The sequence below is a fragment of the Micromonospora sp. R311 genome, from assembly GCF_056780015.1.
In genome coordinates this window covers 100502-126231 of sequence record NZ_JBSWCE010000010.1, presented here as the reverse complement: position 1 = coordinate 126231, position 25730 = coordinate 100502, and the positions used below count along the sequence as shown (strand labels likewise).

Here is a 25730-nt window from a genome sequence, read left to right as displayed (position 1 = left end):
CCCTGGGCCCCTGGACGGCCGGAGCAGAGGAGGCGACATGGGCTTCACCGACAAGGCGAAGAGCAAGGTCGAACAGTTGACCGGCGCCGCCAAGGAGCGGATGCGGCAGGAGGGGGCGGCGCAGCAGGGCGACGCCCGCGCCCGCCGGGCCGGCGAGCCGGCCCAGGAAGCCGGTCGGAACGTGCGGGATCCCTTCACGAGGTGACCTCGCGCTGTCGTGGCGGCCCCCGGCGCAGGCCGGGGGCCGCCACGCGTCCCGGCCGTTTTCCGCGCCCCGCTGGCGCGTCGGGTGCCCTGCGCGACTCCGGGCCGGCGATCCGGGGGGTGACCCGGTCCGGTGGATGCCGCCAGGTCGCCGGTGTGGCGCGGGTCAGTGGGTCGGGCCGGCGCTGGCCGGCCCGGCGGCTAGGGTCGCCGGCGTGACCGTCCTGCGTTCCCTGCTGCCGTTCGTCCTGGCCGCGCTGCCGAGATCGGCGGGGCGTGGCTGGTCTGGCAGGGGTGGCGGGAGCACCGGGGGCTGTGGTGGGTGGCGGCCGGGGTGATCGCGCTGGGTTGCTACGGCTTCGTGGCCACCCTGCAACCGGATCCGCACTTCGGCCGGATCCTCGCCGCGTACGGCGGGGTGTTCGTGGCGGGGTCGCTGGGCTGGGCGGTGCTGGTGGACGGTTTCCGGCCGGACCGGTGGGACCTGACCGGCGCGGCGATCTGCCTGCTCGGCGTCGCCGTGATCATGTACGCGCCGCGCGGCTGACGGACGCCGCCGGGTGGGCGCCGTGGCGGCCGTCGACGAGCAGCATGCCGGTCACCAGGGCGATCACGACGGCCAGGTGCAGGGTGGCGTTGACGTGGCCGCCGATCGGGACGGTGGCCAGGACCAGGGCCGCGGTGACCAGGCGGCTGGCCGGACGCCCGTGGTGGACGACGCGGCGAATGTCGGCGATGCCGACCAGGAAGAGGGCCACTCCACCGGAGAGGGCGAGCGCGGCCGGCCACCCGGTCGGGGCGTCGGGATGGGCGACGGTGGCGTGCAGGCCGGTGGCGGTGGCGATGATGCCGAGCAGCAGGACGAAGTGGCTGAGGATGTAGACGCGGGCGGACATCCGGCTGCGGGGGGCGAGGTCGGCGCCCGCGAGGGCCGCCTCGGCGGCGCCGGCCTCGGTGAAGTAGGTCCACCAGAGGGCGGCGGGGAGGGCGAGGGCCAGCACGATGGCGCCCACCGTGCTGGGGGTGAGGTGGTCCATGGGCGCGCCCATGCCGATGGTGACCACGGTCTCGCCGAGGGCGACGATGACGAGCAGGCCGTGCCGTTCGACGAAGTGGGCCGGGACGATGCGGAAACTGGCGGCTACGCCGAGCCAGGAGTGGCCGGGGAGCAGGTAGGGCAGCACGGTCTGGACGAAGATGGCGGCGGCCCAGAGGGCGTACCCGGCGGGTCCGGAGAGCAGGCCGGCGGCGAGGACGAGCAGGGCGGCGCCGAGGTTGTAGGGGGCCAGCCGGCGGACGCCGGCGCGGGCGGTGCTGTGGCTGAACAGGGTGAGGTGAACGGTGACCACGACGAGGTAGCCGATGCCGAAGAGCAGGCCGCTGCCGGTGAAGACGTCGGGGATGGCGACGGCGGTGAGCAGGAAGCCGGCCATGCCGGCGAAGAGGAGGAGTTTGCGGGCGGGGTGGCGGGGTGGCACTGGTTGGTCAGCCAGGCGTAGCCGCTGTAGAGGTACCAGAGCAGGCCGAGGATCAGGATGGTGCTGCCGAGGCCGCCCCAGTCGAGGTGCTCCTCGAGCAGGTGGGCGAGTTGGGTGATGGTGAGGACGAAGACGACGTCGAAGAAGATCTCGACGGGGGTGGCCCGGTCGGCGGTGTCGGCGTCGCGCGGCGCGGTTCCCATGTTTGTGCAGGCTAGTCGCCCGGTCGTGGGACTGTGCGGGTGCCGGAGACGACGCACCCCCGGTCGTCGCGGGGGCGACGCCGGGGGTGCGCGGGGGTGGGGTGGGTTCAGTCGTTGCGGTGCTCGGCCCACCACTGCTGCCCGCTGTCGGGCAGGGTGTCGATCGGGTCGTAGTAGGCGTAGCGCTTGTTGAGCGCCTCCAGGTCGGCGGACTCGATGCTGGTGCGGTAGTTCTTGGTCCAGTACGAGATGCCGCGTTCGCGGTCGTACTCGGTGAGCATGTGCACCCAGCGCTTGCCGACGAAGGGGACGTCGCAGACGATCCGCGGGGTGGCGTAGCCGGGCAGGTAGCCCATGATGTCGTGCTGGAGCTGCTGGGCGTGCCAGACCGGGACCCGCCAGTGTTCGGCGTTGGGGATCATGTCGCACATGTAGAAGTAGTAGGGCAGGATGCCCGCTTCGCCCTGTAGGGCGAAGCAGAGGTCGAGCAGATCCTTGTTGGTGGCGTTGACGCCGCGCATGAGCACGCCCTGGTTGCGCACGTCGCGGACGCCGACGTCGAGGGCGGTCTGGGCGGCCTTGGCGACCAGCGGGGTGAGCGACTGGGCGTGGTTGACGTGGGTGTGGATGGCGAGGTTGACGCCGCGGCGGGCGGCGGTGCGGGCGACGCGTTCCAGGCCCTCGACGACGTCGGGCTGGAGCCAGTGCTGCGGTAGGCCCATGAGGGCCTTGGTGGCGAGCCGGATGTCGCGGATGGTCTCGATCTCGAGCAGCCGCATCAGGTAGGACTCGAGGTTGCGCCAGGGCACGTTGGCGACGTCGCCGCCGGAGACGACGACGTCGCGGACGCCGGGGTGGGCCTTGAGGTAGGTGATGTGGGCGTCGTAGCGGTCGACGGGCTTGAGGGTGAGCTTGAGCTTGTCGACGGCGGGGGTGGAGTTGCCGACCAGGTCCATCCGGGTGCAGTGGCCGCAGTACTGCGGGCAGGTGGAGAGCAGTTCGGCGAGGACCTTGGTGGGGTAGCGGTGGGTGAGGCCCTCGGCGACCCACATGTCGTGCTCGTGCAGCGAGTCGCGGCTGGCGTAGGGGTGTGAGGGCCAGTCGGTGCGCCGGTCGGAGGCGACGGGGATCATGTAGCGCCGGACGGGGTCGGCGAGGAACGCCTCGGTGCTCATCGGCGCGAACGGGACCATGGTGTTGAGCATCTGCGGCGGCACCAGCATGGACATGGTGGCGAGGGCGGCCTGGTCGGCGGTGAGGTCGGCGTAGAAGGTCTCGTCGACGAGGTCACCGAGGACGGCGCGCAGTTGCTTGATGTTCTTGACGCAGTTGACGCGCTGCCACTGGGCGGATTCCCACTGTTCGCGGGTGACGTGGCGCCAGCCGGGGAAGCGGGTCCAGTCGGGTTCGACCAGGGGGGCGCGGCGGTATTCGTAGGGCTGGGCGGCGGTGGGGACCGTGGCCGGCGTGGGGCGTGGCGCAGGGATGGTCTCCACCGGTTGGGTCTGGGTCACGGCCCCTCCTCGTGCGTGAGATGATCAGCGGCCCGAAGGCTACTGGAAAATATCCGGTGAAGAAATTAGTCTGCCGGAAGTTTTCCCGCTACGCGAGCCCTGACCGGGGGTTCGGGCGGTTGACAGGGGGAGGTCGGCGTGACGTCACCGGTGGGTCTGCACCGCGTTGTGGAACCGGCGGGGGTGCTGCCGCAGGCGGCGTGGCGGCTGGACGCGTCGCCGGCGATCGCGCCGAACGAGGTGCGGATCCGGGTGGAGCGGCTGAACCTGGACGCGGCGAGCTTCCGGCAGTTGTGGGAGAAGCACGGCGGGGACGGGGCCGCGGTGCGCGCCGAGGTGCTGGAGATCGTCAACGCCCGGGGCAAGATGCAGAACCCGGTGACCGGGTCGGGCGGGATGCTGATCGGCACGGTGGAGGAGGCCGGGCGGCGGTCGCCGCTGGGGCTCAAGCCGGGGGAGCGGGTGGCGACGCTGGTGTCGTTGACGCTGACCCCGCTGGTGATCACCGACGGGTTGGCCCGGTGGGACGGGCGCAGCGAGCAGGTGCCGTGCGACGGGCATGCGATCCTGTTCGCCCGGTCGATCGCGGCGGTGCTGCCGGACGACGAGGACCCGCAGTTGTCCCTCGCCGTGCTGGACGTGTGCGGGGCGCCGGCGCTGACCGCGCGGGTGGTGTCGCGCTATGTGGCCGACCGGGCGCGTGAGGGGGACGCCCGGCCGGTCAGCGTGGCGGTGATCGGTGCGGCGGGCAAGAGCGGGTCGCTGTCGTTGGCGGCGGCGCGGCGGGCGGGCGCCGCCCGTACGGTCGGGGTGGTGCCGGTGGCGGCGGAGCGGGACGCGCTGTCCGATGCCGGGCTGGCCTCGGTGGTGGCGTTGGCCGACGCCCGGGATCCGGTGGCGTTGTCGCAGGCGGTGACGTCGGCGCTGGGGGTGCCGGCGGACGTGACGGTGGTCTGCGTGGACGTGCCGGGCTGTGAGCACGGGGCGGTGCTGGCGACCGCGGACGGCGGCACGGTGATCTTCTTCTCGATGGCGACCAGTTTCTCGGCGGCGGCGTTGGGTGCCGAGGGGTTGGCGGCGGACGTGACGATGCTGGTGGGCAACGGGTACGTGCCGGGGCACGCGGAGTTGGCGTTGGGTCTGCTGCGCTCGGAGCCGGGGGTCCGGAGGCTGTTCGAGTCGCGGCTGGTTGCAGACTGAGTGCCATGACGAACCCCTCGACGTTGTACCGCGGCGGAGTGCTGCACTGTCCGGCCGACCCGAGCGCGACGGCGCTGCTGGTGGCGGACGGCAAGATCGCATGGTTGGGGACGGACGCGGAGGCGCCGGCCGCGGACCGGGTGGTGGAGCTGGACGGGGCGTTGGTGACGCCGGCGTTCGTGGACGCGCACGTGCACGCCACGGACACCGGTCTGGCGCTGTCGGGGCTGGATCTGTCCGGGGTGCGCTCGGCGGGGGAGTTGCTGGACGCGGTGGCCGGGTTCGCGGCGGGTCTGCCGGCGGAGGCGGTGCTGCTGGGGCACGGCTGGGACGAGTCGAGCTGGCCGGTGCCGCGGTTGCCGGACGCGGCGGAGGTGGACCGGGCGGCCGGCGGGCGGCGGGTGTACCTGTCGCAGGCGTCGATCCATTCGGCGTTGGTGTCGCGGGCGCTGCTGGCGGCGTGTCCGGAGGCGGCGGCCGCGGCGGGGTACGACGCGTCGGGGTGGCTGCGCCGCGACGCGCACCACGTGGTGCGGGCGGCGGCGTTCGCGTCGGTGACCCGGTCGCAGCGGATCGCCGCGCAGCGGCGGGCGTTGGCGCACGCGGCGTCGTTGGGCATCGCGGCGGTGCACGAGTGCGGTGGGCCGGAGATCTCCGACGAGGAGGACTTCACCGGCCTGCTGGGGATCTCCGGTGCGGGGTTGCCGGAGGTGTACGGCTACTGGGGTGAGCTGGGCGGCGCGGCGCGGGCGCGGGAGTTGGGCGCGGTGGGCGCCGGGGGTGACCTGTTCGCCGACGGGGCGTTGGGGTCGCGCACGGCGCACGTGTCGCGCGACTACCTCGACGGGGACGGCGGCTGCGGGCACGGCTATCTCACCGCCGAGCAGGTGCGTGACCACCTGGTGGACTGCGCGGCGCACGGGTTGCAGGGCGGGTTCCACGCTATCGGTGACGCGGCGATCGCCACGGTGCTGGCGGGGTTCGCGGCGGCGGCGGAGAAGCTCGGCACGGATCGGCTGCGGGCGGCCCGGCACCGGGTGGAGCACGCGGAGATCATGAGCAAGCGGCTGATCGCCGGGTTCGTGGAGTACGGGATCGTGGCGAGCATGCAGCCGGCGTTCGACCGGTTGTGGGGCGGCGCGGGCCGGATGTACGAGGCGCGGTTGGGGCTGGACCGGGCGTTGGAGTCGAACCCGATGGGGTCGATGCACGCGGTCGGGGTGGCGTTGGCGTTCGGGTCGGATTCGCCGGTGACGCCGCTGGACCCGTGGGGTTCGGTGCGGGCGGCGGCGGCGCACCACAATCCGGCGCAGCGGATGAGTGAGCGGGCGGCGTTCGCGGCGCACACCCGGGGTGGTTGGCGGGCGGTGCACCTGGACAACGAGGGGGTCCTGGCGCTGGGGGCGCCGGCGACGTTCGCGGTGTGGTCCACGCCGGCGGGGGTGGACCGGGGGTTGCCGGTGTTGCAGGCCGACGACCCGGAGGTGCGGGGTCCGCAGGATCCGACGCCGTTGCCGGTGTGCCGGCGCACGGTGCTGCGCGGTGAGGTGATCTTCGAGGAAGGGTCTTCGTGACAGGGAAGCTTGACCTGGATCCGGCGCTGGTGGCCCGGGCGCGGGAGTTGGCGCGGCGGGCCGGGCGGCCGGTGGTGGAGCTGGCGCGCAGCCACACGACGGTGTCGGTGGAGCGTGCGGTGCTGCGGCTGGCCGGGGTGGCCGGCGCCGACCCGGACGGCATTCCGTGGGTGAACCGGCTGGTCGACGCGGTGGTCGCGGACACCGGCCTGGGGCACGGGGTGGCGGTGCCGGTGTTCGACGCGCTGGCCCGGGAGCAGATCAGCGACGTGACGTTGCTGGCGCAGAAGGCCGCCGCCGGGTCGGTGCGGTTCCAGGTGCCGTCGGGGAAGGCGGCGACCGCGGCGCGCCGGGCCGCCCGGCGGGCGGTCGCGGCGGGGATCCGGCAGATCGACCGGCGGCGCGTCGAGCGGGAGCGTCTGGTCAAGCGGTACGGGGATCCGGCGCGGCGGCCGTGGATCTACCTGATCGTGGCGACCGGGGACATCTACGAGGACATTCCGCAGGCGCAGGCGGCGGCCCGGGCGGGCGCGGACGTGATCGCGGTGATCCGGTCGACGGGGCAGTCGCTGCTGGACTACGTGCCGGAGGGGGCGACCCGGGAGGGGTTCGCCGGCACGTACGCCACCCAGGAGAACTTCCGGCTGATGCGGGCGGCCCTCGATCAGTCGTCGAAGGAGTTGGGCCGGTACGTGCGGCTGACGAACTACGCGTCGGGGCTGTGCATGCCGGAGATGGCGACCCTGGCCGGCCTGGAGCGGCTGGACATGATGCTCAACGACTCGATGTACGGGATCCTGTTCCGCGACATCAACCCGATCCGCACCTTCGTCGACCAGCGGTTCTCCCGGCAGGTGCACGCGCGGGCGGGCATCATCATCAACACCGGGGAGGACAACTACCTCACCACCGCCGACGCGGTGGAGGAGGCGCACACGGTGACCGTGTCGCAGCTGCTCAACGAGTACTTCGCGCACGAGGCCGGGTTGGCCGACTGGCAGTTGGGGCTGGGGCACGCGTTCGAGATCAACCCGGACCTGCCGGAGTCGTTCCGGTTGGAGCTGGCGCACGCGCTGCTGGCCCGGGAGTTGTTCCCGGACGCGCCGCTGAAGTGGATGCCGCCGACGAAGCACATGACCGGGGACGTGTTCCGCGGGAACCTGCTCGACGGGTTCTTCAACCTGGTGGGCACCATGACCGGGCAGGGCATCCTGCTGGTCGGGATGATGACCGAGGCGGTGGTGACGCCGTGGCTGTCGGATCGGGACATCGCCCTGCAGAACGTCCGCTACGTGCTGGGCGCGGCCGGTGGGCTGCACGAGGACTTCGTGCCGGCGCCGGGCGGGTTCATCCAGCAGCGGGCGCAGCGGGTGCTCGGTGAGGCGGTGCGGCTGCTGGAGCGGATCGGTGAGCAGTCGCTGCTGACCGCGATCGCCGAGGGCACGTTCGGGATCATGAAGCGGCCCGCGGACCGGGGCAAGGGCCTGGACGGGGTCGCCGCGCACGAGCCGGACTACTACAACCCGGCCACCGAGATCCTGGAGGCGGCATGAGCACCGCGGCGGAGAAGAGGATCGTCCGGCCGTACGGGGACACCACCGGCGACGGCATGGTGCAGGTGTCGTTCACGTTGCCGGTGCCGCACGACAAGCGGGCCGAGGGCGCGGCGGTGCAGTTGGCCAACCGGATGGGCATCGACCCGGCGATGCTGGTGCACGCCAAGCAGATGGGCGACGGGTTCACCTTCTTCGTGGTGTACGGGCGGGTGAACCACCTGGTGGACACCTCCGCGGTGCAGGTGGTGGAGCGTGACTTCCCGCTGCTGAGCGCCAAGGAGGTCAACGCGGTGGTGAAGCAGCGGCTGCGGCGCAAGCTGTCGGTGGTGGGGGCGTGCATCGGCACCGACGCGCACACCGTCGGCATCGACGCGATCCTCAACGTCAAGGGCATCGCCGGGGAGAAGGGCCTGGAGTACTACCGGGAGTTGACGGTGACCAACCTGGGCGCGCAGGTCAGCGTGCCGGAGTTGGTGGAGGCGGCCCGCCGGGAGAGGGCCGACGCGGTGCTGGTGTCGCAGGTGGTCACCCAGCGCGACGCGCACCTGCACAACACCCGGGAGATGTCCGCGGCGTTCCGGGAGGCGATGCCGGCGGGGAAGCGGCCGCTGCTGATCGTCGGCGGGCCGCGGTTCGACGAGACGATGACCGAGGAGTTGGGGGTGGACCGGATCTTCGGCCGGGGCACCACGCCGGGCGAGGTGGCCAGCTACCTGGTGCACGCCCTGATCACGCAGAAGAAGGCGAAGGCATGACTGATTCCCGGGTCGGGTTGACCGTGACGCACCGGCGGTACGTGCCGTACTCGCACGCCCACTACGCCGGGAACCTGGTCGACGGGGCGTACGCGCTGGGGTTGTTCGGGGACGTGGCCACCGAGGTGTGCATCCGCACCGACGGCGACGAGGGGCTGTTCGCGTCCTATTCGGACGTGCAGTTCCGCAGCGCCATGCGGGCCGGGGACGTGCTGGAGGTGACCGCGACGGTGACCCGGGTGGGCACCCGCAGCCGCACCATCGACTTCGCCGCCCGCGTGGTGTGCCGGGGCCGCCCGGACCGGGGCGAGTCGGCGGCGGAGGTGCTCGCCGAGCCGATCGTGGCGGTCACCGCGACCGGCACGGTGGTCGTGCCCGCCGCGTCGTGACCCTGGCGGTCTGCGCCGACGTCGGGTCGACGTACACCAAGGTCACGGTGGTGGACCTGGCCGCGGCGGCGCTGGTCGCGGCGGCGTCGGCGCCGACCACGGTGGGCACGGACGTGCTGCACGGCCTGGACGCCGCGGTGGCCGCGGCCACCGACGGGCTGGGGGCGCGCGACGTGCCGTGGTACGTGTGCTCGTCGGCGGGCGGTGGGCTGCGGCTGGCGGTGGTCGGCTACGAGCATCTGGTGACCGCGCAGGCCGGCCGGCGGGTGGGCCTGTCGGCGGGCGCGAACGTGGTGCACGTGGCCGCCGGCCGGCTCGGCGGCGCCGAGGTGACCGCGTTGCGGGCGGCCCGGCCGGACGTGGTGCTGCTGGTCGGCGGCACCGACGGCGGGGACGCCGACACGCTGAGCCACAACGCGACCCGGCTGGCCCGGGCCCGCTGGCGGCGGCCGGTGGTGCTGGCCGGCAACGTCGACGTCCGCGACGACCTGCACGCCCTGCTCGCCGGCGCGGGCGTGCCGGTGACCGTCGCCGACAACGTGCTGCCCCGCATCGGGGTGCTCGCGCCGGCGAGCGCGCGGGCGGCGATCCGGGAGGTGTTCCTGCGGCACGTCATCGGCGGCAAGGGGCTGTCGCGGGGGTCGCGGTTCACCCGGCTGGTGCGCGCCGCCACCCCCGACGCGGTGCTGACCGGGGTGGAGGCGCTGGCCGACGCGATCGGCGGGGACCTGGCGGTGGTGGACGTGGGTGGGGCGACCACCGACGTGTACTCGGTGCTCACCCCGGACGAGCGGGACAGCGGGCCGGGTCGGGAGGTCGCCGGCACCCTGTGGCGGGCCCGCACCGTCGAGGGTGACCTGGGCATGCGGTGGAGCGCGCCGGGGGTGGTGCGGGCCGCCGCGGAGGAGCGGCTGCTGGCCCCCGGCGAGCAGGAGACGCTGGCGCCCGCCGCGGCGGCGCGGGCCGCCGAGCCGGGACTGCTGGCCGTCACCGACGCGGAGCGGGCCGTCGACCGGCGGATCGCCGCGCTGGCCGCGACGGTGGCGCTGCGCCGGCACGCCCGCGGCGGCGCCACCGGGGAACGCGGCGGGCGGGACCTGCGGGACGTGCGGCTGGTGGTGGGGTCCGGCGGGGTGCTGCGGCACGCCCCGGCCGGGCACGCCGCGCAGGTGCTGTCGGCGGTGCTGGCCGACCACGCCGGCGGGTGGCCGCTGCCCCGGGCGGCGCGGGCGGTGGTCGACGTGGACTACGTGCTGGCCGCCGGTGGGCTGCTCGCCGGTGAGCATCCGCAGGTGGCGGGGGCGTTGCTGCGCCGGCACCTGACCGTCGACTGAGGACCGCCGGGGCGACACGCCGAACCCGCGACACACGACAGGCCGGGGGTGGGTTGACAGCGCCCGGGGTGCAGCACGTACCGTCTTTGAGTCCTACCACGGGAAGCGGCTGCTGTTCGCTTCGTCCCTTCGTCCGCTGGCCGAGCGACCTTGACGGTCGCGGCGGCCAGGTCCAGCGGGCGGGGGTCGGCGGGGCGGCGCGAACCGGCCGCGGTTACCGGTGTACGGGCAGGGTGAGGTGCACGGCCAGTAGACAACGGCCCGGCGGGGGCAGCCAGTCCGCGTCCGGTCGGTCCGAAGGTCGGCGTGCCGCATCCTCGCCCCACCGGCCGGGAAGGGCCTGGGAGCATCGGGGCGCGGCGCGAGCCGCGCCCCGATTTCGTCCACCCCTGCCGCAACGCGGTCAGCGGCGGGTGGGGCGGGCGCGCACGTGCAGCCGTTCGCCCTGCGGCCCGAACAGGGTGAGGATCTCGGCGGGCTCCGGTCCCGGGTTGGCCACGCAGTGCGGCACCCGGGTGTCGAACTCGGCCACCTCGCCCGGGTTGAGGATCAGGTCGTGCTCGCCGAGCAGCAGCCGCAGCCGGCCGGAGAGCACGTACAGCCACTCGTAGCCCTCGTGGGTCTGCTGTTCGGGCTCGGCGGGGGTGTGCGGCGGCAGGATCTGCTTGAACGCCTGCAGACCGCCCGGGCGGCGGGTCAGCGGCAGGAACGTCACACCGTGGCGGACGATCGGGCGGGCGTGCACCCGCGGATCGCCGACCTCCGGCGCGCCGACCAGCTCGTCCAGCGGCACCTGGTGGGCGCGGGCCAGCGGCAGCAGCAGCTCGAGGGTGGGCCGGCGCTGCCCCGACTCGAGGCGGGACAGGGTGCTCACCGAAATGCCGGTGGTCGCGGCCAGGTCGGTCAGGGTCGTGCCACGCTGCTTACGCAGCGCCCGCAGCCGCGGCCCCACCGCCGCCAGCACGGTCGCCTCGTCGTTTGCCATAACAGCAACATTACTTGTCGAATCCGCGGCGCCGGTGGACCGTGGAGCCCGCACCAGGCGACGAGGGGGAGAGATGGACGACAGATACGACGTGGTGGTGGTCGGCGGCGGCGCCGCCGGGCTGGCCGGGGCGATGGCCCTGGCCCGGGCGCGGCGCTCGGTGCTGGTGGTGGACGCCGGTGAGCCGCGCAACGCCCCCGCCGGTCACATGCACAACTACCTGGGCCGCGACGGCACGCCGCCGGCCGAGCTGCTGGCCGCCGGCCGCGCGGAGGTCACCGGCTACGGCGGGCAGATCGTGGCCGGGCGGGTCGAGGACGCGCGGCGCGACGGGGCGGACCTCACCGTCGCCCTGGACGACGGGCGCACGGTGCGGGCGCGGCGGCTGCTGGTGACCACCGGCCTGGTCGACGAGCTGCCCGAGGTGCCCGGTCTGGCGCAGCGGTGGGGCCGCGACGTGCTGCACTGCCCGTACTGCCACGGCTGGGAGGTGCGCGACCAGCGGATCGGGGTGTTGGCCACCGGTCCGTTCGGGCTGCACCTGGCGCAGCTGTGGCGGCAGTGGAGCCCGCACGTGCTGCTGCTGATGCACGGCGCCCCGGCGCCCACCGCCGAGGAGGCCGAGCAGCTCGCCGCCCGGGAGATCGCGGTGGTGGACGGCCCGGTCGCGGAGCTGGTGGTGACCGGCGACGCGCTCACCGGCGTCCGGCTGGCCTCCGGCGAGGTCGTCGAGCTCGATGCGGTGGTGGTCGCCTCGACGATGACCGCCCGCGCCGGGATGCTGGCCTCGCTGGGGCTGAAGCCGGTCGAGGTGGAGATGAACGGGCACGTCTTCGGCACCCAGATCCCGGCCGACGCCAGCGGCGCCACCGCCGTGCCCGGGGTGTGGGTGGCCGGCAACGTCGCCGACCTCCGCGCCCAGGTGATCACCTCCGCGGCGGCCGGCCTGACCGCCGGCGCGGCGATCAACGCCGACCTGGTCGCCGAGGACACCCGCGACGCGGTGGCCGGGCACCGGCAGCGGCGCGAGACCCTGTTCACCGAGGCGGCCTGGGAGGAGCGCTACCGGTCCCGGCCGGCGGTGTGGAGTGGGCGGCCCAACCCGCAGCTGGTCGCCGAGGCCGCGCAGCTGGCCCCCGGCCGGGCGCTCGACGTCGGGGCGGGGGAGGGCGCCGACGCGGTGTGGCTGGCCGAGCGGGGCTGGCGGGTCACCGCGGTGGACATCTCCGCCACCGCGCTGCAGCGGGCCGCCGGGCACGCCGCGGCGCTCGGCGCCCCGGTCACCGAGCGGATCGACTGGGTGCGGGCCGACCTGCGCGCGCAGCCGCCCGCCGCCGACGCCTACGACCTGGTGTCGGCGCAGTTCATGCACCTGCCGCCGGAGGAGCGGCGGGAGCTGTTCGCCCGGCTGGCCGCCGCGGTGGCCCCCGGCGGCACCCTGCTGCTCGTCGGGCACCACCCGTGGGACCTGCGCACCACCGCGCACCGCATGCACCACCCGTGGGACCTGCGCACCACCGCGCACCGCATGCACTACCCGGAGATGATGTTCACCGCCGAGGAGGTGGCGGCGTCGCTGGACCCGGCCCGCTGGGAGGTGCTGGTCGCCGAGGCGCGGCCGCGGGCGGCGACGGATCCGGACGGACGGGACATCACGATCCACGACGCCGTGCTGGTCGCCCGCCGCCGGTAGCGGCGCGAGGTGCCCGGCCGGCCCCGCCGGCTGCCGCCGTGGCGGCGGCAGCCGGCGCCGGGCGGGTAGCCTTCAGCACCGTGATCGAGATGAGGCGCCGGTGACGACCCTGGACTCCACGCACGCCGAGCCGGCCGCCCGGCCGGCGGCGGCGCCGCGCCCGCTGCCGCTGCGGGTGGCCGCGCCGCTGGCGGTCGCCGCCGGGGTGGCGCTGCTGCTGGCGTTCCCGCCGTACGGGGTGTGGCCGCTGGCGCCGGTCGGGGTCGCGCTGCTGGCCGCGGCGGCGCACCGGCGGCGGCTGCGCGCCGGCGCGGGCCTGGGCTTCCTCACCGGGGTGGCGCTGTTCGCGCCGCTGCTGGCCTGGACGAACCTGCACACCGGCTACCTGCCGTGGGTGCTGCTGTCCCTGCTGCAGGCCGGCTACCTGGCGCTGCTCGGGGCGGGTACCGCGTGGGTGTCCCCGCTGGCCGACCGGTGGCGCGGGGCGTGGCCGGCGTTGACCGCCGTGCTCTGGGTGGGGCAGGAGGCGCTGCGTGACCGCACCCCGTTCGGCGGGTTCCCGTGGGGCCGGCTGGCGTTCAGCCAGGACGACGCGCCGCTGCTGCGGCTGGCCGCCCTCGGCGGGGCGCCGCTGGTGACCTTCGCGGTGGCGCTGACCGGCGGGCTGCTGGTGGCCGCGGCGTGGCGGCGCTTCGACGGCCGGCGGAGCTGGGCGCCGGCGGCCGCGCTGACCGCCGGCGCGCTCGCCGTGGTCGCCGCCGGGCTGCTGGTGCCGGTCGGCGCCGCCGGCGGCGGACCCGCCGTCACCGTCGCGATCGTGCAGGGCAACGTGCCCCGCCTCGGGCTGGACTTCAACGCCCAACGGCAGGCGGTGCTGAACAACCACGTCGACGCCACCATCGAGCTGGCCGCCCGGGTGGCCGCCGGGCAGCAGCCGCAACCGGACCTGGTGGTGTGGCCGGAGAACTCCAGCGACATCGACCCGCTGCGCAACCCCACCGCCGGGGCGCGGATCTCCGCGGCCGCCGACGCGGTCCGGGCGCCGATCCTGGTCGGCGCGGTGCTGCTCGGCCCGCAGCCCGGCCAGGTCCGCAACGCCGGCATCCTGTGGCGCCCCGGCGCCGGCGCCGACCTGGACCAGCTCTACACCAAGCGGCACCCGGTGCCGTTCGCCGAGTACGTGCCGCTGCGGGACCTCGCCCGGATGGTCAGCAAGCAGGTCGACCGGGTCCGCAACGACTTCGTGCCCGGCAGCGAGCCGGGCGTGCTGCGGGCCGGGCAGACGGTGCTCGGCGACGTGATCTGCTTCGAGGTCGCCTACGACGAGGTGGTCCGGGACACCGTCACCGGTGGCGCGCAGCTGCTGGTGGTGCAGACCAACAACGCCACCTTCGACGTGGCCGAGGCGCGTCAGCAGTTGGCCATGGTGCGGCTGCGCGCGGTGGAGCACGGCCGGCCGGCGCTGATGGCCTCCACGGTCGGGGTGTCCGGGTTCGTTTCCCCGCACGGGCGGGTAAGCGACGCCACCGGGTTCAACACCCGCGCGGTGGTGGTCCGGCAGCTGACGCTCGCCGACGGGCGCACCCTGGCCACCCGGGTCGGGCTGTGGCCGGAGCTGGCGCTGGCCGCCCTCGCCGTGGCGGCCCTGGCGGGCGCGGCGGTGCTGCGCCGCCGGCAGCGCGCCGTGCCCGGGTAACGACCAGCCGGCCCCGGCCGGTGGAGGGGAAGCAGCGTGGGTGAGGCGACCGACATCCGACGGCCGGGCACCGGTCACCCCGGGCTGGGGCGGGTGCTGGTGGTGATCCCGACCTTCAACGAGGCCGACAACGTCACCCGGACCGTGGCCCGGGTGCGCCGGGCCGCCCCGGCGGTGGAGATCCTCGTCGCCGACGACAACAGCCCCGACGGCACCGGCGCCATCGCCGACGCCCTCGCCGGCGCCGACCCGCAGGTGCACGTGCTGCACCGGGAGGGCAAGCAGGGCCTGGGCGCGGCGTACCTGGCGGGCTTCGCGTGGGCGCGCGAACGCGGCTACGACGCGGTGGTGGAGATGGACGCCGACGGCTCGCACGCCCCGGAGGAACTGCCCGCGCTCCTGGCCGCCGCCCGCGACGCCGACGTGGTGATCGGGTCGCGGTGGACCAGTGGGGCGCGGGTGGTGAACTGGCCGCTGCGGCGGCTGGTGCTGTCGCGCTGCGGCAACCTGTACGCGCGGGTGGCGCTGGGCATGCCGGTCTCCGACGCCACCGGCGGCTACCGGGTGTACCGGCTCGACGCGCTGCGCCGGCTCGACCTGACCTCGATCTGCTCCCAGGGGTACTCGTTCCAGGTGGAGCTGTCCCGGCTGGCGCACCGCGCCGGGGTGCGGATCGTGGAGGTGCCGATCACCTTCGCCGAGCGGGAGCGCGGCAGCAGCAAGATGAGCCCGCTGATCGTCGCCGAGGCGATGTGGCGGATCACCGCCTGGGCGGTGCAGGACCGCCGGCAGGCGGTGCGGCGCGGCCTGCACCGCACCCCGACCGGTCAGGTCCGCTGGCCCTGAGCGTGGCCGTGTCATGCTGGACGGGCGGGCGTGCCGACGGGATGGGGTGACATGCGCCGGGGACTGAGGTTCGTACCGCCGGCCCTGCTGCTGGCGGTGGTGCTGGAGCTGGCGGTGTTCGTGCTGCTGGGCCGGGCCGTCGGGTTCGGCGCGGCGGTGCTGGTGGTGTTCGCGGCGTCGCTGGTGGGGCTGGTGTTGCTGCGTCGGGAGGGAATGCGGGCGTGGCGGGGCTTCCGGGCCTCCGCGCAGGCCGGGCAACCCCCGGGCCGGCAGGTGACCGACGGGCTGGTCGGGCTGGCCGGCGCCCTGCTGCTGGCCGTTCCCGGCCTGGTCAGCGGGGCGGTCGGGCTGGCGCTGCTGGTGCCGCCGGTGCGGCGGCTGGCCCGCGCCGGGGTGCAACGTGCCGCCGAGCGCCGGGTGTCGTCGATGGTCGCCGGTGACCTGTTCGGGCCCCGGCGGGTGCGGGTGCGCCGCGGCGCACCGCAGCCCACCGAGCGGCCGGCCGAGCAGCCGCCGGTGGTCGACGGCGGTCGGGCCATCGAGGGGGAGATCGTCGAACCGGGCCGCTGACCGGCCCAGGACGGACGACGGCGCCCCGGGAGGGTTCTCCCGGGGCGCCGTGATGTCGGTACGCGTCAGGCGCGGCCGCGGCGGGTGCGGACCTCCTGCAGCCGCTCGGCGAGGATGTCCTCCAGCTCGGCGATGGAGCGGCGCTCCAGCAGCATGTCCCAGTGGGTACGCGGCGGCTTGGCCTTCTTCTGCTCCGGCTCGCTGCCGTCGACCAGCCGGGCGACGCTGCCGTCGAACTTGCACTCCCAGGTCGTGGGGACCTCGGCGTCCACGGCGAACGGGACCTCGAACTGGTGGCCCTTGGCGCACAGGTACTCGCGGGTCTGACGCGGCGCGAGCTCCGTGTTGCGGTCGGATTCGTAGCTGACTGCGCCCAGCCGGCTACCGCGCAGCATACGCTCGCCCATGATCGACTTCCCCTCGTTCGTGGTGCTGTCTACTGGTGTAACGGTCCGTCTCCGCCGGGCCATTCCCGCCCCGGGCGCTGCCGCGCCCAGGGTCGAGCCTGAACAAGGGTAGCCGGCCATGACAGTCGCCCGGCGGGGTCGTCCCCGGCCGGGTGGAAACGGTGGAGTGTTTTCGCTGTCAACGGGGATGTTAGCCGCTGCGAACAGAGCGGAGGCTGCGATGGCTGGTGACGCGCCGGTGGGGAACCGACCGCCCGCCGGGCGGACCTTCTTCGGCCACCCGCGCGCCCTGGCCACCCTGTTCCTCACCGAGATGTGGGAGCGGTTCAGCTTCTACGGCATGCGGGCGATCCTGGTGCTCTACCTGACCGCCGAGCTGGCCGACGACGGGCTGGGCCTGGCCGAGTCCAGCGCCAACGCCGTCTACGGCACGTACAACGCGATGGTCTACCTGATGGCGCTGCCCGGCGGCTGGGTCGCCGACCGGCTGATCGGCGCCCGCCGCAGCGTCCTCTGGGGCGGGGTGGTCATCGCGGCCGGCCACTACGTGATGGCGGTGCCGGCGCGGTGGAGCGTGTTCGCCGGGATGACGTTGATCGTGCTCGGCACCGGGCTGCTGAAACCCAACATCTCCACCATGGTCGGCGACCTGTACGACCGGGACTCCCCGCGCCGCGACGCCGGTTTCTCCATCTTCTACATGGGCATCAACCTCGGCGCGTTCATCGCGCCGCTGATCACCGGGTTCCTCGGCGAGAAGATCAACTGGCATCTGGGCTTCGGCGCGGCGGCGGTCGGCATGACCTTCGGGGTGCTGCAGTACGTGCTGGGCGGGCGCCACCTCGGCGAGGCCGGCGCCCGGCCGGCCGACCCGCTGCTCGGCGCGGACCGGCGGCGGGCACTGACCCGGGTCGGCATCGTCGCCGGCGTGCTGCTGGTCGCGGTGGTCGTGCTGGCCGTGGCCGGGCTGTTCACCGTCGACACCGTGGTCAACCTGCTCGCCGTGGTCACCGTGCTGGTCACCATCGGCTACTTCACCCGGATCATGGTGGACCGGGAGCTCAGCGACACCGAGCGCAGCCGGATGAAGGCGTACGTGTGGCTGTTCGTCTTCGCCGCGGCGTTCTGGCTGATCTACGACCAGGCCGGGTCGGTGCTGAACCTCTTCGCCGCCGAGCGCACCGACCGGGACGTCGCCGGGTTCACCTTCCCCGCGTCCTGGTTGCAGTCGGTCAACCCGATCCTGATCATCATCGGGGCGCCGCTGTTCGCGCTGCTCTGGCTGCGGCTCGGGCACCGGGTCTCCACCCCGGTGAAGTTCGCCGTCGGCCTGGTGCTCAACGGCCTGTCGTTCGTGCTGATGGCCGCCGCCGCGCGGGCCGCGGTCGGCGGCGACCTGGTCTCCCCGTGGTGGCTGGTGGCGGTGTACGCCATCCAGGTCGCCGGTGAGCTGTCGCTGAGCCCGGTCGGCCTGTCCGCCACCACCAAACTGGCGCCGGTGAAGTACGCCAGCCAGATGATGGGGCTGTGGTTCCTGGCCACCGCCGTCGGGGACGCGATCGGCGGGCAGGTCGCCCGGCTCGCCGACACCTGGTCCGGGCCGGTGTACTTCCTGACCTTCGGGCTGGCGTCGGTGGCGCTGGGGCTGGGCGCGGTGATGTTCGCCCGGCAGATCCGCACGCTGATGGCCGGCATCCACTGACCGTCCCGCGACGCCGGCCGAGCCGACCGGTCCGGGTCAGGGCGCCGGGGTGGGCGGCAGCGGCAGCGGCAGCCCGGGCAGCCCGTCGATGCTGCGGGCGATGTGCTCCTTCCTGGCGAAGTAGTCGCTCAGCGACGCGTCGTCCTCCCGGGCGAACCGCCTGCCGTGCAGGTCCCGCTCGGCGTCGTAGGACATGAACGGCACGGCGTAGCCGCAGGTGTCGCGGATCAGCTCGGCGCGCACCACGATGACCGCCCGCAGCCCGTGCACGCTGGTGTCGATGTCCGGGAAGTGGGTGACCAGCCGCGCCCAGCGCGGGTCGTCGCGGAACACCGGCTCGCCGCGCCCGTGCACCCGGACGATGTTCGGCGGCCCCTGGAAGGCGCACCACATCAGCGTGATCCGGCCGTTCTCCCGCAGGTGCGCGACGGTCTCGGCGTTGGAGCCGGCGAAGTCGAGGTAGGCCACGGTGTGCTCGTCGATGACCGCCCAGGAGCCGCGCAGCCCCTTCGGGGACAGGTTGATGGTGCCGTCGCCGGCCAGCGGCGCGGTCGCGGTGAAGAAGAGCGGCTGTTCCTCGATGAAGGTCCGCAGGCGGCCGTCGATGCGTTCGTACGTCTTTCCCACCCGGGCATCATCCCCCGGTGGCGCCCGGCCAGCCGCCCGCCCCGGCGCCGTCCCACCCGCTGACCGGCGTCAGCCCGCCCGGGCCGGCCGCGGGTCGCACCAGCCGGTCAGGTGGGCGTCCCGCCCGGCGGCCGCGTCGAGGATGCGCCGCGCCCACACCCCGGCCATCGGCAGGTAGTCGAACTCGTAGCCGGGCGTGTGGTCGATCAGGTCGGCGAACTTCGCCAGCTCCACCAGCGCCGCGACCGGCTTGGCGATCCGCCACGCCTCGCGCAGTTCACCGGGGGAGGCCAGCTGCCGCCAACCGTCCAGATAGGCGCCGACCTGCCGGCGTGCCTCCGGCTCGGGCGCGCCGTGCAACCAGCCGGCCAGGTCGACCAGCGGGTGCGTGATCCGGGCGAAGCTCCAGTCGAACAGCAGCGGCCCGTCCGGGCGGTCCGCCGCGTTGTCCGGGTGCAGGTCGCCGTGGACCAGGGTCGCCGGCAGGTCGAGGTCGTCGAGTTCGGCGCACCGGTCCTGCAGCCACATCGCCACGCCGGTCAGCCCACCCCGGCCGGTGCCGGTGCGGGCGGCGTCCCACACCTCGGTGCGGCGGGTCAGCGCCGGCACCCGGGCCGCCAGGTCGTCCAGGGTCAGCACCGGGCAGCCCGCCGCCGCGAGGGGCCCGGTCCGGCCCACCGTGGCGGCCTGGATGCGGGCCAGCAGGCGCAGGGCGGCCGCGCCGTCGCGGGCCGGCGGCTGGGCGCCGAAGTCGGCGCTGAGCCACCAGCCGTGCTCGGCCGAGTGGGCCAGCACCTCGGGCACCGCCCGCGGCCACGCCCGGGCGAGTTCGGCGATCACCCGGGGCTCGGCGACCAGGTGCGGCAGGGCCGCCTTGAGGAACACCGCCCCCGCGGTGGTCGGGGCGCGCAGCACGGTCGAGGTCGTCCAGTGCCGGATCTGGGTGACCGGGCCGGTGCGTCGCGCGCCGCGCTCGGCCAGCACCGTGTCCAGCCAGCCGGTGGCGGCGGCGAACCAGCCGGGCCGGTACCAGGCCGGGCGGGTGTCCGGTTCGGCCCGGCCCAGCCAGCGCCGCACCGACGCCGCGCCGAACGCCGTCGCGTCGTGCCAGTCGTAGCCGGCCGCCGGTTCGCCGTCCACCGGCTCGGCCACGAAGATCGTGGTGTCCAGCGGTTCGAGCAGGGCGACCCGCAGACCGGTCTCGGCGGCGACCGCGCCGGGCAGTTGGCTGCTCGGCGGCGGCCACGCCCCGGCCAGCCGCAGCCGGGGCAGCAGCACCTCGCCGCCGTGGCGGCGGCCCAGCAGGCGGCGTCGCTGCCCGACGGAGATGATCACGTCCACGTCGACCGGTCCGGCCGGCGCGGCGGGGCCGCTCACGCGGCGCTCCCGGCCCGCGGCCGGGACGGCACCGCCGGTCGCTGCCCGGCCGGCTCCCGCCGGTGGCGCAGCGACTCCACCCCGACCAGGTCGTCGGCGACCGCGTCGGGGGCGTCGGTGTCGAACCGGGCGATCGCGCGGATCCGCGCGGCCGCGGCCACCAGGACGGCGATGACCAGCCCGCAGAGCAGGAAGACGAACGCGATGCCGCGTCCCTCGCCCACCCCGATCACCCGCCCGACGCTGCCGGCCAGCCGCCCGTCGGGCATCAGCATCGGCGTGAACAGCGCGGTCGCGGCGGGCGCCACCACTGCGAAGCCCAGCGGCAGGGTGGACCAGGAGATCATCTGGTTCAGCGCGGCGGCCCGGCCGTGGTAGCGCTGCGGGATCTTCACCTGCACGATCGCCCGGTAGATGCCGGTGGTCAGGGTCAGCCCGGCGGTCAGGCCGAACGCGCCCACCGCGATCAGCAGCGGATCCGGGCGCAGCGCGATCACCACGCAGGCCGCCGCCATGGCCAGGATGGACAGCAGCACCCCGCGCATCGGCCGGCGGGCGGGCCCGCCCCACAGCGCGACCGTCAGGCCGGCCAGCGTCGCGCCCAGCCCGGAGACGAACGAGACCTGGGCCGCGTCGCCGAGGGTGCCGAAGGACAGCACCAGCGGGCTCATCAGGATCAGCGGCGGCGCCAGGAAGACGTTGAGCACCAGGAAGAACAGCAGCATCGCCCGGAAGTGCCGGTGGCCCCACGAGTAGCGGAAGCCGTTGGCGATCTCGGCGGTCAGCGTCTCGCGCCGGTGCCAGCCCATCCGCGCCGGCCAGCGCACCACCGCGACGACCAGCACCGCCGCGGCGTAGCTGACGATGTCGATCACCAGGATGCCGTCCAGGCCGACCGTCGCCAGCAGGCCGGCGGCGAACAGCGGCACGAACAGCGTGCCGGCGCCGTTGGCCATCTCCACCACGCCGATGGCGTGTCGCAGGTACCGCTTCGGCACCAGCTGCGGCACCGACGCCACGTACGCCAGGCGTTGGAACGCGGTGGCCACCGACAACCCGACCATCAGCGCGTAGATGTGCCAGATCTGCAGGGCGTCGGTCCACAGCAGCACCCCGAGCGCACCCTGCACCGCCCAGGCGGCGACGTCCCCGGCGAGCAGCACCCGCCGCCGGCTGGACCGGTCCACCACCGCGCCGGCCAGTGGGGCGACCACCAGGCCGGGCACCAGGGCCAGCGTCACGAAGAGCGCGAGCTGGGCGACCGATCCGGTGGTCAGGTAGATCCAGATCGGGATGGCCCACTGGGTGAACGCCGACCCGATCAGCGAGACCAGCTGGCCGGCCGCCACGCCGAGGAACCGGCCCATGCTCGGCTCGGCCGGGCGGCGGCTCGGGCCCGCGTCCGCCGGCGGGCCGCCGTCGCCCGGCCCGGCCGGCGCGCCGCGGCGGTGCACGCCGTGCAGCCACCAGTCGTTGTCCGCGCCGCGGGCCGCCCGGGTCAGCGCCGCGCCGTCGTCGGCGTCCAGCAGCAGGTGGGTACGGGTGACGATCTCGGCGAGTTCGGTGGCCCGGTAGCGGTTGAAGTAGTGCCCGCCCTCGTCCAGGACGACCAGCGCGCAGGTGTCGGAGAGGAAGTCCCACTCCCGGAACCGCTCGCTGTAGTAGTCGGTGGCCGGGTCCTGTTCGCCGACCACCGAGATGACCGGCGCGTCGATCCGGTCCACCCGGCTGTCCAACAGGCCGCTGTAGTAGTCCTCGGCGCTGCGGGTGTCGTGGCGCATGTTGCGGATCACCCGGTCGGCCTCGTCGAGGCCGAGCTCCTCGATGTCCACGCCCCGCCCGACCAGCCGGTTGATGAACGTGCGGTTGCTGCGGAACCGTTCCAGCTCGGCCAGCCGGGACAGCCGGCTCAGCACGCCGCGGGGGCGGGCGAACGGGAAGATGCCGCCCACGTAGACCGCCTCGACCGGCCGGCCGGCGACCTGCAGGCGGCGGGCCACCTCCACCACCAGCGCGCTGCCGATGCCGCAGTGGCCGTAGAGCACCAGCGGCCCGCCGATGTCGCGCAGGATCTCGGTGACGGTTCCGTCGACCAGCTCGGCGAAGGGCAGGGTGTCCCGCTCGCCGCCGGCCTCCTGGCCGTGGATGGCCGCCGAGTAGAGGCGGTGCCCGGCCGGCATCGCGTCGGCCAGCGCCTGGTACACCGCCGCGCTGCCGCCGCCGTAGGGGACGCAGACCAGCGACCGGACGTGCGCGGCGTCCGGCACCGGCCGGGTCAGCTCGTGCAGCAGCCGGGCCGGTCGGTCCCCGGTGGCCGGGGCGTCGAGCAGCCGGGCCAGTTCCCGCACCGTGCGGCAGCGGAACAGGTCCATCAGCGAGACGGTGCCGCTCGCGCCGGCGGTCTCCAGGTCGCGTCGGATCCGGGTGACCGCCTGCGCGGCCAGCAGCGAGTGCCCGCCGACGAGGAAGAAGTCGTCGTCGACGCTGACCCGCTCGACCGGCAGCAGGTCGGTCCAGATGGCGGCGATGAGCTGCTCGGTCGGGGTGCTCGGCGCGGTGAACTCCTGCTCGGCCTGCCCGGCCAGGTCGGGGTCGGGCAGCGCGCGGTGGTCCAGCTTGCCGTTCGGGGTCAGCGGCAGCGCGTCGAGCGGCACGAACGCGGCCGGCACCAGGTAGTCGGCCAGGCTGCGGGCGAGGTGCTCGCGCAGCTGCCCGGCGCTCGGGCGGCGGGCGCCGTCGGCGGGCACCACGTACGCGACCAGCCGCCGGTCGCCGGTGCCGTCGGGCTGGGCGAGCACCGCGCAGGCGCGCAGGTCGGGGTGGCGTTGCAGGGCCGCCTCGATCTCGCCCAGCTCGATGCGGTAACCGCGGACCTTCACCTGCCGGTCCACCCGGCCCAGGTACTCCAGCCTGCCGTCGGGGCACCAGCGCACCCGGTCGCCGGTGCGGTACATCCGGGCGCCCGGCTCGCCGCTGAACGGTTCGGGCAGGAAGCGTTCCGCGGTGAGCGCGGCCCGGTTCAGGTAGCCGCGGGCCAGGCCCTCACCGGCGACGAACAGCTCACCGGGCACCCCCACCGGCACCGGGTTGAGGTGCCGGTCGAGCACGTAGGCGCGCAGGTCGTCCAGGGGCCGGCCGATCGGCGAGGCGACCGGGCGGCGCACGTCGGCGCGGCGCAGCCGCTGCGCGGTGACGTGCACGGTGGTCTCGGTGATGCCGTACATGTTCACCAGCGCCGGGGTGTCCTCGCCGTACCGGTTGAGCCAGTGCCGCAGCTCGCGGACGTAGAGCGCGTCCCCGCCGAAGACGATGGTGTGCACGGACAGGTCGGCGAAGGAGCGGTCGGTCTCGGTGAGGGTGGCCCGCAGGCCGCGGAACGCCGCCGGGGTCTGGTTGAGCACCGTCACCCGCTGCTCCGCCAGCACGTCCAGCAGCCGCTCGGTGTCCCGGATCTCCTCCGGCGGTACGACGACCAGCCGGCCGCCGTAGGCCAGCGCGCCCCACATCTCCCAGACCGAGAAGTCGAACGCGTAGGAGTGCAGCAGCGCCCAGACGTCGTCCGGGCCGAAGGTGAAGTGCGCCTCGGCGGCGGTGAGCAGCCGGACCACCTGGCGGTGCTCGACCAGCACCCCCTTGGGCCGGCCGGTGGAGCCGGAGGTGTAGATGACGTAGGCCAGGTCGCCGGGGCGCGCGGCCGCGGCGCCCGCCTCGGGCGCGGGCGGGTCGTCGTCCGGGGCGTCCAGCCGCAGCACCCGCCCGGCGTGGGCGGGCAGCTCCGTGCCGGCGGCCGCGTCGGTGACCAGCACCGGCGCGTCGGTGTCGGCGAGGATGAACTCCAGCCGTTCCCGGGGGTAGGCCAGGTTCAGCGGCACGTACGCGCCGCCGGCCTTGAGCACGCCGAGGATCGCCGTGACGGTGCCCGTCCCGGGCCGCAGGTGCAGCGCCACCAGGGTGTCCGGGCCGACCCCGTGCCGGCGCAGCCGCTCGGCCAGCCGGTCCGCGCGGCGGTTCAGCTCGGCGTAGCTGACCTGCTCGCCGCCGTGCACGACGGCGACGGCGTCGGGGCGGCGGGCGGCCTGCTCCTCGAAGAGCGAGTGCAGGGTCCGCTCGACCGGGTACCGGGCGACCCGGGCGCCCCACTCGCCCAGCACCTGGGCGCGTTCGCCGGCGGTGAGCAGGTCCAGGGTGCGCAGCGGGGCGTCGGCGCGGTCGACCACGGTAAGCAGCAGCTGCCCGAACCGCTCGCCGAACCGGGCCACGGTCGCCGCGTCGAACATTGCGGTGTTGTAGGTGAACTCGCACCACAGCTCGCCGGTGCGGGTCTGCACGACCAGCAGCTCCAGGTCGAACCGGGTGGTCGACAGGTCGAGCACCTCCCAGCTGACCGCCGGCCCGTCGCCGCCGGCGCCGTGGTCGCGGATCTGGTAGTTCTGCACCGCGAAGGTGACCTGGAACAGCGGGGAGCGGCTGACGTCGCGGGCCACGTCCAGCTCGGCCACCAGGTGCTCGAACTGGACCTCCTGGTGGGTGAGCCCGTCGAGCACCAGCTGGCGGGTGCGGGTGAGCAGCGCGCCGAACGACTCGTCCGGGTCCAGCCGGGCCCGCAACGGCAGCATGTTGACGAACATGCCGACCAGCGGCTCCAGCTCCGGGTGGTGGCGCCCGGCCACCGGCGAGCCGACGGCGAAGTCCCGCTGGTCGCTGTGCCCGGCGAGGAGGACCTGGTAGGCGGCGAGCAGGGTCATGTAGACGGTGGCGTCGTGCCGGCGGGCCAGCGCGGTGACGGCGGCGGCGAGCGGGGCGTCCACCTCGAAGCGGTGGGTGGCGCCGTCGAAGCGCTGCGTCGGCGGGCGCGGCCGGTCTGTGGGCAGGTCCAGCGCGGGCACCTCGGCGAGCTGGCCGGTCCAGTACGCCAGGCCGCGGTCGGTGCCGGGCCGGTGCCGCTGCCAGTGGGCGTAGTCGCGGTAGTGGACCGGCAGCGGCGGCCAGTGCGGGGCCGTCCCGTCCCGCCGCGCCCGGTAGGCGGTGAGCAGGTCACCGACCAGCACGTCGATGGACCAGCCGTCGCTGACGATGTGGTGCGCCTGCAGCGACAGCAGCCAGCGCCGGTGGCCGTGCCCGACGAGCAGGGCCCGGAACAGCGGCCCGGTGCCGAGGTCGAAGGGCGCGGCGGCGTGCTCGCGGGCCAGCTCCACGGCATGCCGGCGGGCGTCGGCCGGGTCGTCCGCGCTGACCGTGGCCCGGGACAGCGGCACCGGGCCGGGCGGGTCGATCACCACGGTGGGCCGGCCGTCGTCGTCGGCCGGGAAGCGCATCCGCAGGCTCTCCTGCCGGGCCGCCAGGTCGGCGAGGGCGTGGTGCAGCGCGGCGGGGTCCACCTCGCCGTCGAGCCACACCGCCACCGGCACGTGGTACGCGGTCGAGCCGGCGGCGAACTGATCGGCGAACCAGAGCCGTTCCTGCGCGTACGACAGGGTCGCCGGCGCGTCCGCGGGGGCCGGGCCGATGTGGCCGGCCCGGGCGTCGGCGGGTTGGCGCAGCAGTCGGTGCAGCAGGGCCTGCTTGGTGGCGGAGAGCGGTACTTCCCGGGCCGCCGACTCCGGGGCTGCGGACATGCGGG

General features: G+C 74.7%; 18 protein-coding genes and 2 pseudogenes. 13 read left to right on the top strand and 7 right to left on the bottom strand.

Annotated features, from left to right (window positions below; translation table 11 throughout):
* Window positions 1–37 precede the first annotated feature (37 nt).
* Both AC1WTP_RS11065 and AC1WTP_RS11060 read left to right on the top strand, forming a co-directional pair.
* Window positions 38–205, top strand: a complete 168-nt coding sequence (locus AC1WTP_RS11065; RefSeq protein ID WP_481649124.1) for a CsbD family protein — start codon at window positions 38–40, stop codon at window positions 203–205.
* A 214-nt stretch (window positions 206–419) separates the two neighbouring features.
* Window positions 420–751, top strand: a pseudogene (locus AC1WTP_RS11060) (YnfA family protein).
* Here the strand turns inward: AC1WTP_RS11060 and AC1WTP_RS11055 are convergent.
* Window positions 729–1885, bottom strand: a pseudogene (locus AC1WTP_RS11055) (low temperature requirement protein A). The pseudogenes AC1WTP_RS11060 and AC1WTP_RS11055 sit on opposite strands and share 23 nt — an antisense overlap.
* A gap of 107 nt (window positions 1886–1992) precedes the next feature.
* Window positions 1993–3399 carry a KamA family radical SAM protein gene (locus AC1WTP_RS11050; protein WP_481649123.1) on the bottom strand — a complete coding sequence of 469 codons (1407 nt, stop codon included), beginning with the start codon at window positions 3397–3399 and terminating at the stop codon, window positions 1993–1995.
* Window positions 3400–3537: 138 nt separating this feature from the next.
* On the opposite strand from AC1WTP_RS11050, the gene kdd reads away from it, so the two are divergent.
* Genes kdd through AC1WTP_RS11020 form a run of 6 tightly spaced genes read left to right on the top strand, consistent with a single transcriptional unit; the run spans window position 3538 to window position 10207 of the window.
* Window positions 3538–4599, top strand: a complete 1062-nt coding sequence (kdd, locus tag AC1WTP_RS11045) for an L-erythro-3,5-diaminohexanoate dehydrogenase (protein WP_481649122.1) — start codon at window positions 3538–3540, stop codon at window positions 4597–4599.
* A gap of 5 nt (window positions 4600–4604) precedes the next feature.
* Window positions 4605–6173 carry an amidohydrolase gene (locus AC1WTP_RS11040; RefSeq protein WP_481649121.1) on the top strand — a complete coding sequence of 523 codons (1569 nt, stop codon included), beginning with the start codon at window positions 4605–4607 and terminating at the stop codon, window positions 6171–6173.
* Window positions 6170–7726 (top strand): lysine 5,6-aminomutase subunit alpha, encoded by a 1557-nt coding sequence (gene kamD, locus AC1WTP_RS11035; protein WP_481649120.1) that lies wholly within the window; start codon window positions 6170–6172, stop codon window positions 7724–7726. The genes AC1WTP_RS11040 and kamD overlap by 4 nt, the downstream gene beginning before the upstream one ends.
* A complete protein-coding gene (kamE, locus tag AC1WTP_RS11030; protein ID WP_481649119.1) occupies window positions 7723–8484 on the top strand; it encodes a lysine 5,6-aminomutase subunit beta in 762 nt (253 codons plus the stop codon). The genes kamD and kamE overlap by 4 nt, the downstream gene beginning before the upstream one ends.
* A complete protein-coding gene (gene kal, locus AC1WTP_RS11025) occupies window positions 8481–8873 on the top strand; it encodes a 3-aminobutyryl-CoA ammonia lyase (protein ID WP_481649118.1) in 393 nt (130 codons plus the stop codon). Before kamE ends, kal begins: the two co-directional genes overlap by 4 nt.
* A complete protein-coding gene (locus AC1WTP_RS11020) occupies window positions 8870–10207 on the top strand; it encodes a glutamate mutase L (RefSeq protein ID WP_481649117.1) in 1338 nt (445 codons plus the stop codon). The genes kal and AC1WTP_RS11020 overlap by 4 nt, the downstream gene beginning before the upstream one ends.
* A 403-nt stretch (window positions 10208–10610) precedes the next feature.
* On the opposite strand, the gene AC1WTP_RS11015 is transcribed toward AC1WTP_RS11020, so the two are convergent.
* Complete coding sequence (locus tag AC1WTP_RS11015) at window positions 10611–11192, bottom strand: helix-turn-helix domain-containing protein (protein WP_481649116.1); 582 nt, start codon at window positions 11190–11192, stop codon at window positions 10611–10613.
* Window positions 11193–11265: 73 nt separating this feature from the next.
* On the opposite strand from AC1WTP_RS11015, the gene AC1WTP_RS11010 reads away from it, so the two are divergent.
* The 4 genes from AC1WTP_RS11010 to AC1WTP_RS10995 all read left to right on the top strand — a co-directional run bounded on the left by AC1WTP_RS11010 (window position 11266) and on the right by AC1WTP_RS10995 (window position 15997).
* Window positions 11266–12885, top strand: coding sequence for an FAD-dependent oxidoreductase (locus AC1WTP_RS11010; RefSeq protein ID WP_481649115.1), 1620 nt, complete (start codon window positions 11266–11268; stop codon window positions 12883–12885).
* A 100-nt stretch (window positions 12886–12985) separates the two neighbouring features.
* Window positions 12986–14581 (top strand): apolipoprotein N-acyltransferase, encoded by a 1596-nt coding sequence (gene lnt, locus AC1WTP_RS11005; protein ID WP_481649114.1) that lies wholly within the window; start codon window positions 12986–12988, stop codon window positions 14579–14581.
* Between the two features lie 36 nt (window positions 14582–14617).
* Entirely contained in the window at window positions 14618–15427 is an 810-nt protein-coding gene (locus AC1WTP_RS11000) for a polyprenol monophosphomannose synthase (RefSeq protein ID WP_481649113.1), read from the top strand.
* A 51-nt stretch (window positions 15428–15478) separates the two neighbouring features.
* Window positions 15479–15997 (top strand): FxsA family protein, encoded by a 519-nt coding sequence (locus tag AC1WTP_RS10995; RefSeq protein WP_481649112.1) that lies wholly within the window; start codon window positions 15479–15481, stop codon window positions 15995–15997.
* 65 nt (window positions 15998–16062) lie between these two features.
* Here the strand turns inward: AC1WTP_RS10995 and AC1WTP_RS10990 are convergent, their stop codons facing one another.
* Window positions 16063–16404, bottom strand: coding sequence for an RNA polymerase-binding protein RbpA (locus tag AC1WTP_RS10990; protein WP_046564157.1), 342 nt, complete (start codon window positions 16402–16404; stop codon window positions 16063–16065).
* 220 nt (window positions 16405–16624) lie between these two features.
* On the opposite strand from AC1WTP_RS10990, the gene AC1WTP_RS10985 reads away from it, so the two are divergent.
* A complete protein-coding gene (locus AC1WTP_RS10985; protein WP_481649111.1) occupies window positions 16625–18106 on the top strand; it encodes a peptide MFS transporter in 1482 nt (493 codons plus the stop codon).
* A gap of 36 nt (window positions 18107–18142) precedes the next feature.
* On the opposite strand, the gene AC1WTP_RS10980 is transcribed toward AC1WTP_RS10985, so the two are convergent.
* The 3 genes from AC1WTP_RS10980 to AC1WTP_RS10970 form a co-directional block, all read right to left on the bottom strand.
* Window positions 18143–18733, bottom strand: coding sequence for a pyridoxamine 5'-phosphate oxidase family protein (locus AC1WTP_RS10980; RefSeq protein WP_481649110.1), 591 nt, complete (start codon window positions 18731–18733; stop codon window positions 18143–18145).
* A gap of 69 nt (window positions 18734–18802) precedes the next feature.
* Complete coding sequence (locus AC1WTP_RS10975) at window positions 18803–20110, bottom strand: phosphotransferase family protein (protein ID WP_481649109.1); 1308 nt, start codon at window positions 20108–20110, stop codon at window positions 18803–18805.
* Window positions 20107–25725: an amino acid adenylation domain-containing protein gene (locus AC1WTP_RS10970; protein ID WP_481649108.1), complete on the bottom strand. Its 5619-nt coding sequence runs from the start codon at window positions 25723–25725 to the stop codon at window positions 20107–20109. Before AC1WTP_RS10970 ends, AC1WTP_RS10975 begins: the two co-directional genes overlap by 4 nt.
* Window positions 25726–25730 lie beyond the last annotated feature (5 nt).

Bases quoted from the DNA above. Each gene is read 5' to 3' on its own strand.
- AC1WTP_RS11015 (WP_481649116.1), bottom strand. From the start codon at position 11,192: ATGGCAAACGACGAGGCGACCGTGCTGGCGGCGGTGGGGCCGCGGCTG.
- AC1WTP_RS10990 (WP_046564157.1), bottom strand. From the start codon at position 16,404: ATGGGCGAGCGTATGCTGCGCGGTAGCCGGCTGGGCGCAGTCAGCTAC.
- AC1WTP_RS11010 (WP_481649115.1), top strand. From the start codon at position 11,266: ATGGACGACAGATACGACGTGGTGGTGGTCGGCGGCGGCGCCGCCGGG.
- AC1WTP_RS10995 (WP_481649112.1), top strand. From the start codon at position 15,479: ATGCGCCGGGGACTGAGGTTCGTACCGCCGGCCCTGCTGCTGGCGGTG.
- kal (WP_481649118.1), top strand. From the start codon at position 8,481: ATGACTGATTCCCGGGTCGGGTTGACCGTGACGCACCGGCGGTACGTG.
- kamE (WP_481649119.1), top strand. From the start codon at position 7,723: ATGAGCACCGCGGCGGAGAAGAGGATCGTCCGGCCGTACGGGGACACC.
- AC1WTP_RS10985 (WP_481649111.1), top strand. From the start codon at position 16,625: ATGGCTGGTGACGCGCCGGTGGGGAACCGACCGCCCGCCGGGCGGACC.
- AC1WTP_RS11040 (WP_481649121.1), top strand. From the start codon at position 4,605: ATGACGAACCCCTCGACGTTGTACCGCGGCGGAGTGCTGCACTGTCCG.
- AC1WTP_RS10970 (WP_481649108.1), bottom strand. From the start codon at position 25,725: ATGTCCGCAGCCCCGGAGTCGGCGGCCCGGGAAGTACCGCTCTCCGCC.
- AC1WTP_RS11065 (WP_481649124.1), top strand. From the start codon at position 38: ATGGGCTTCACCGACAAGGCGAAGAGCAAGGTCGAACAGTTGACCGGC.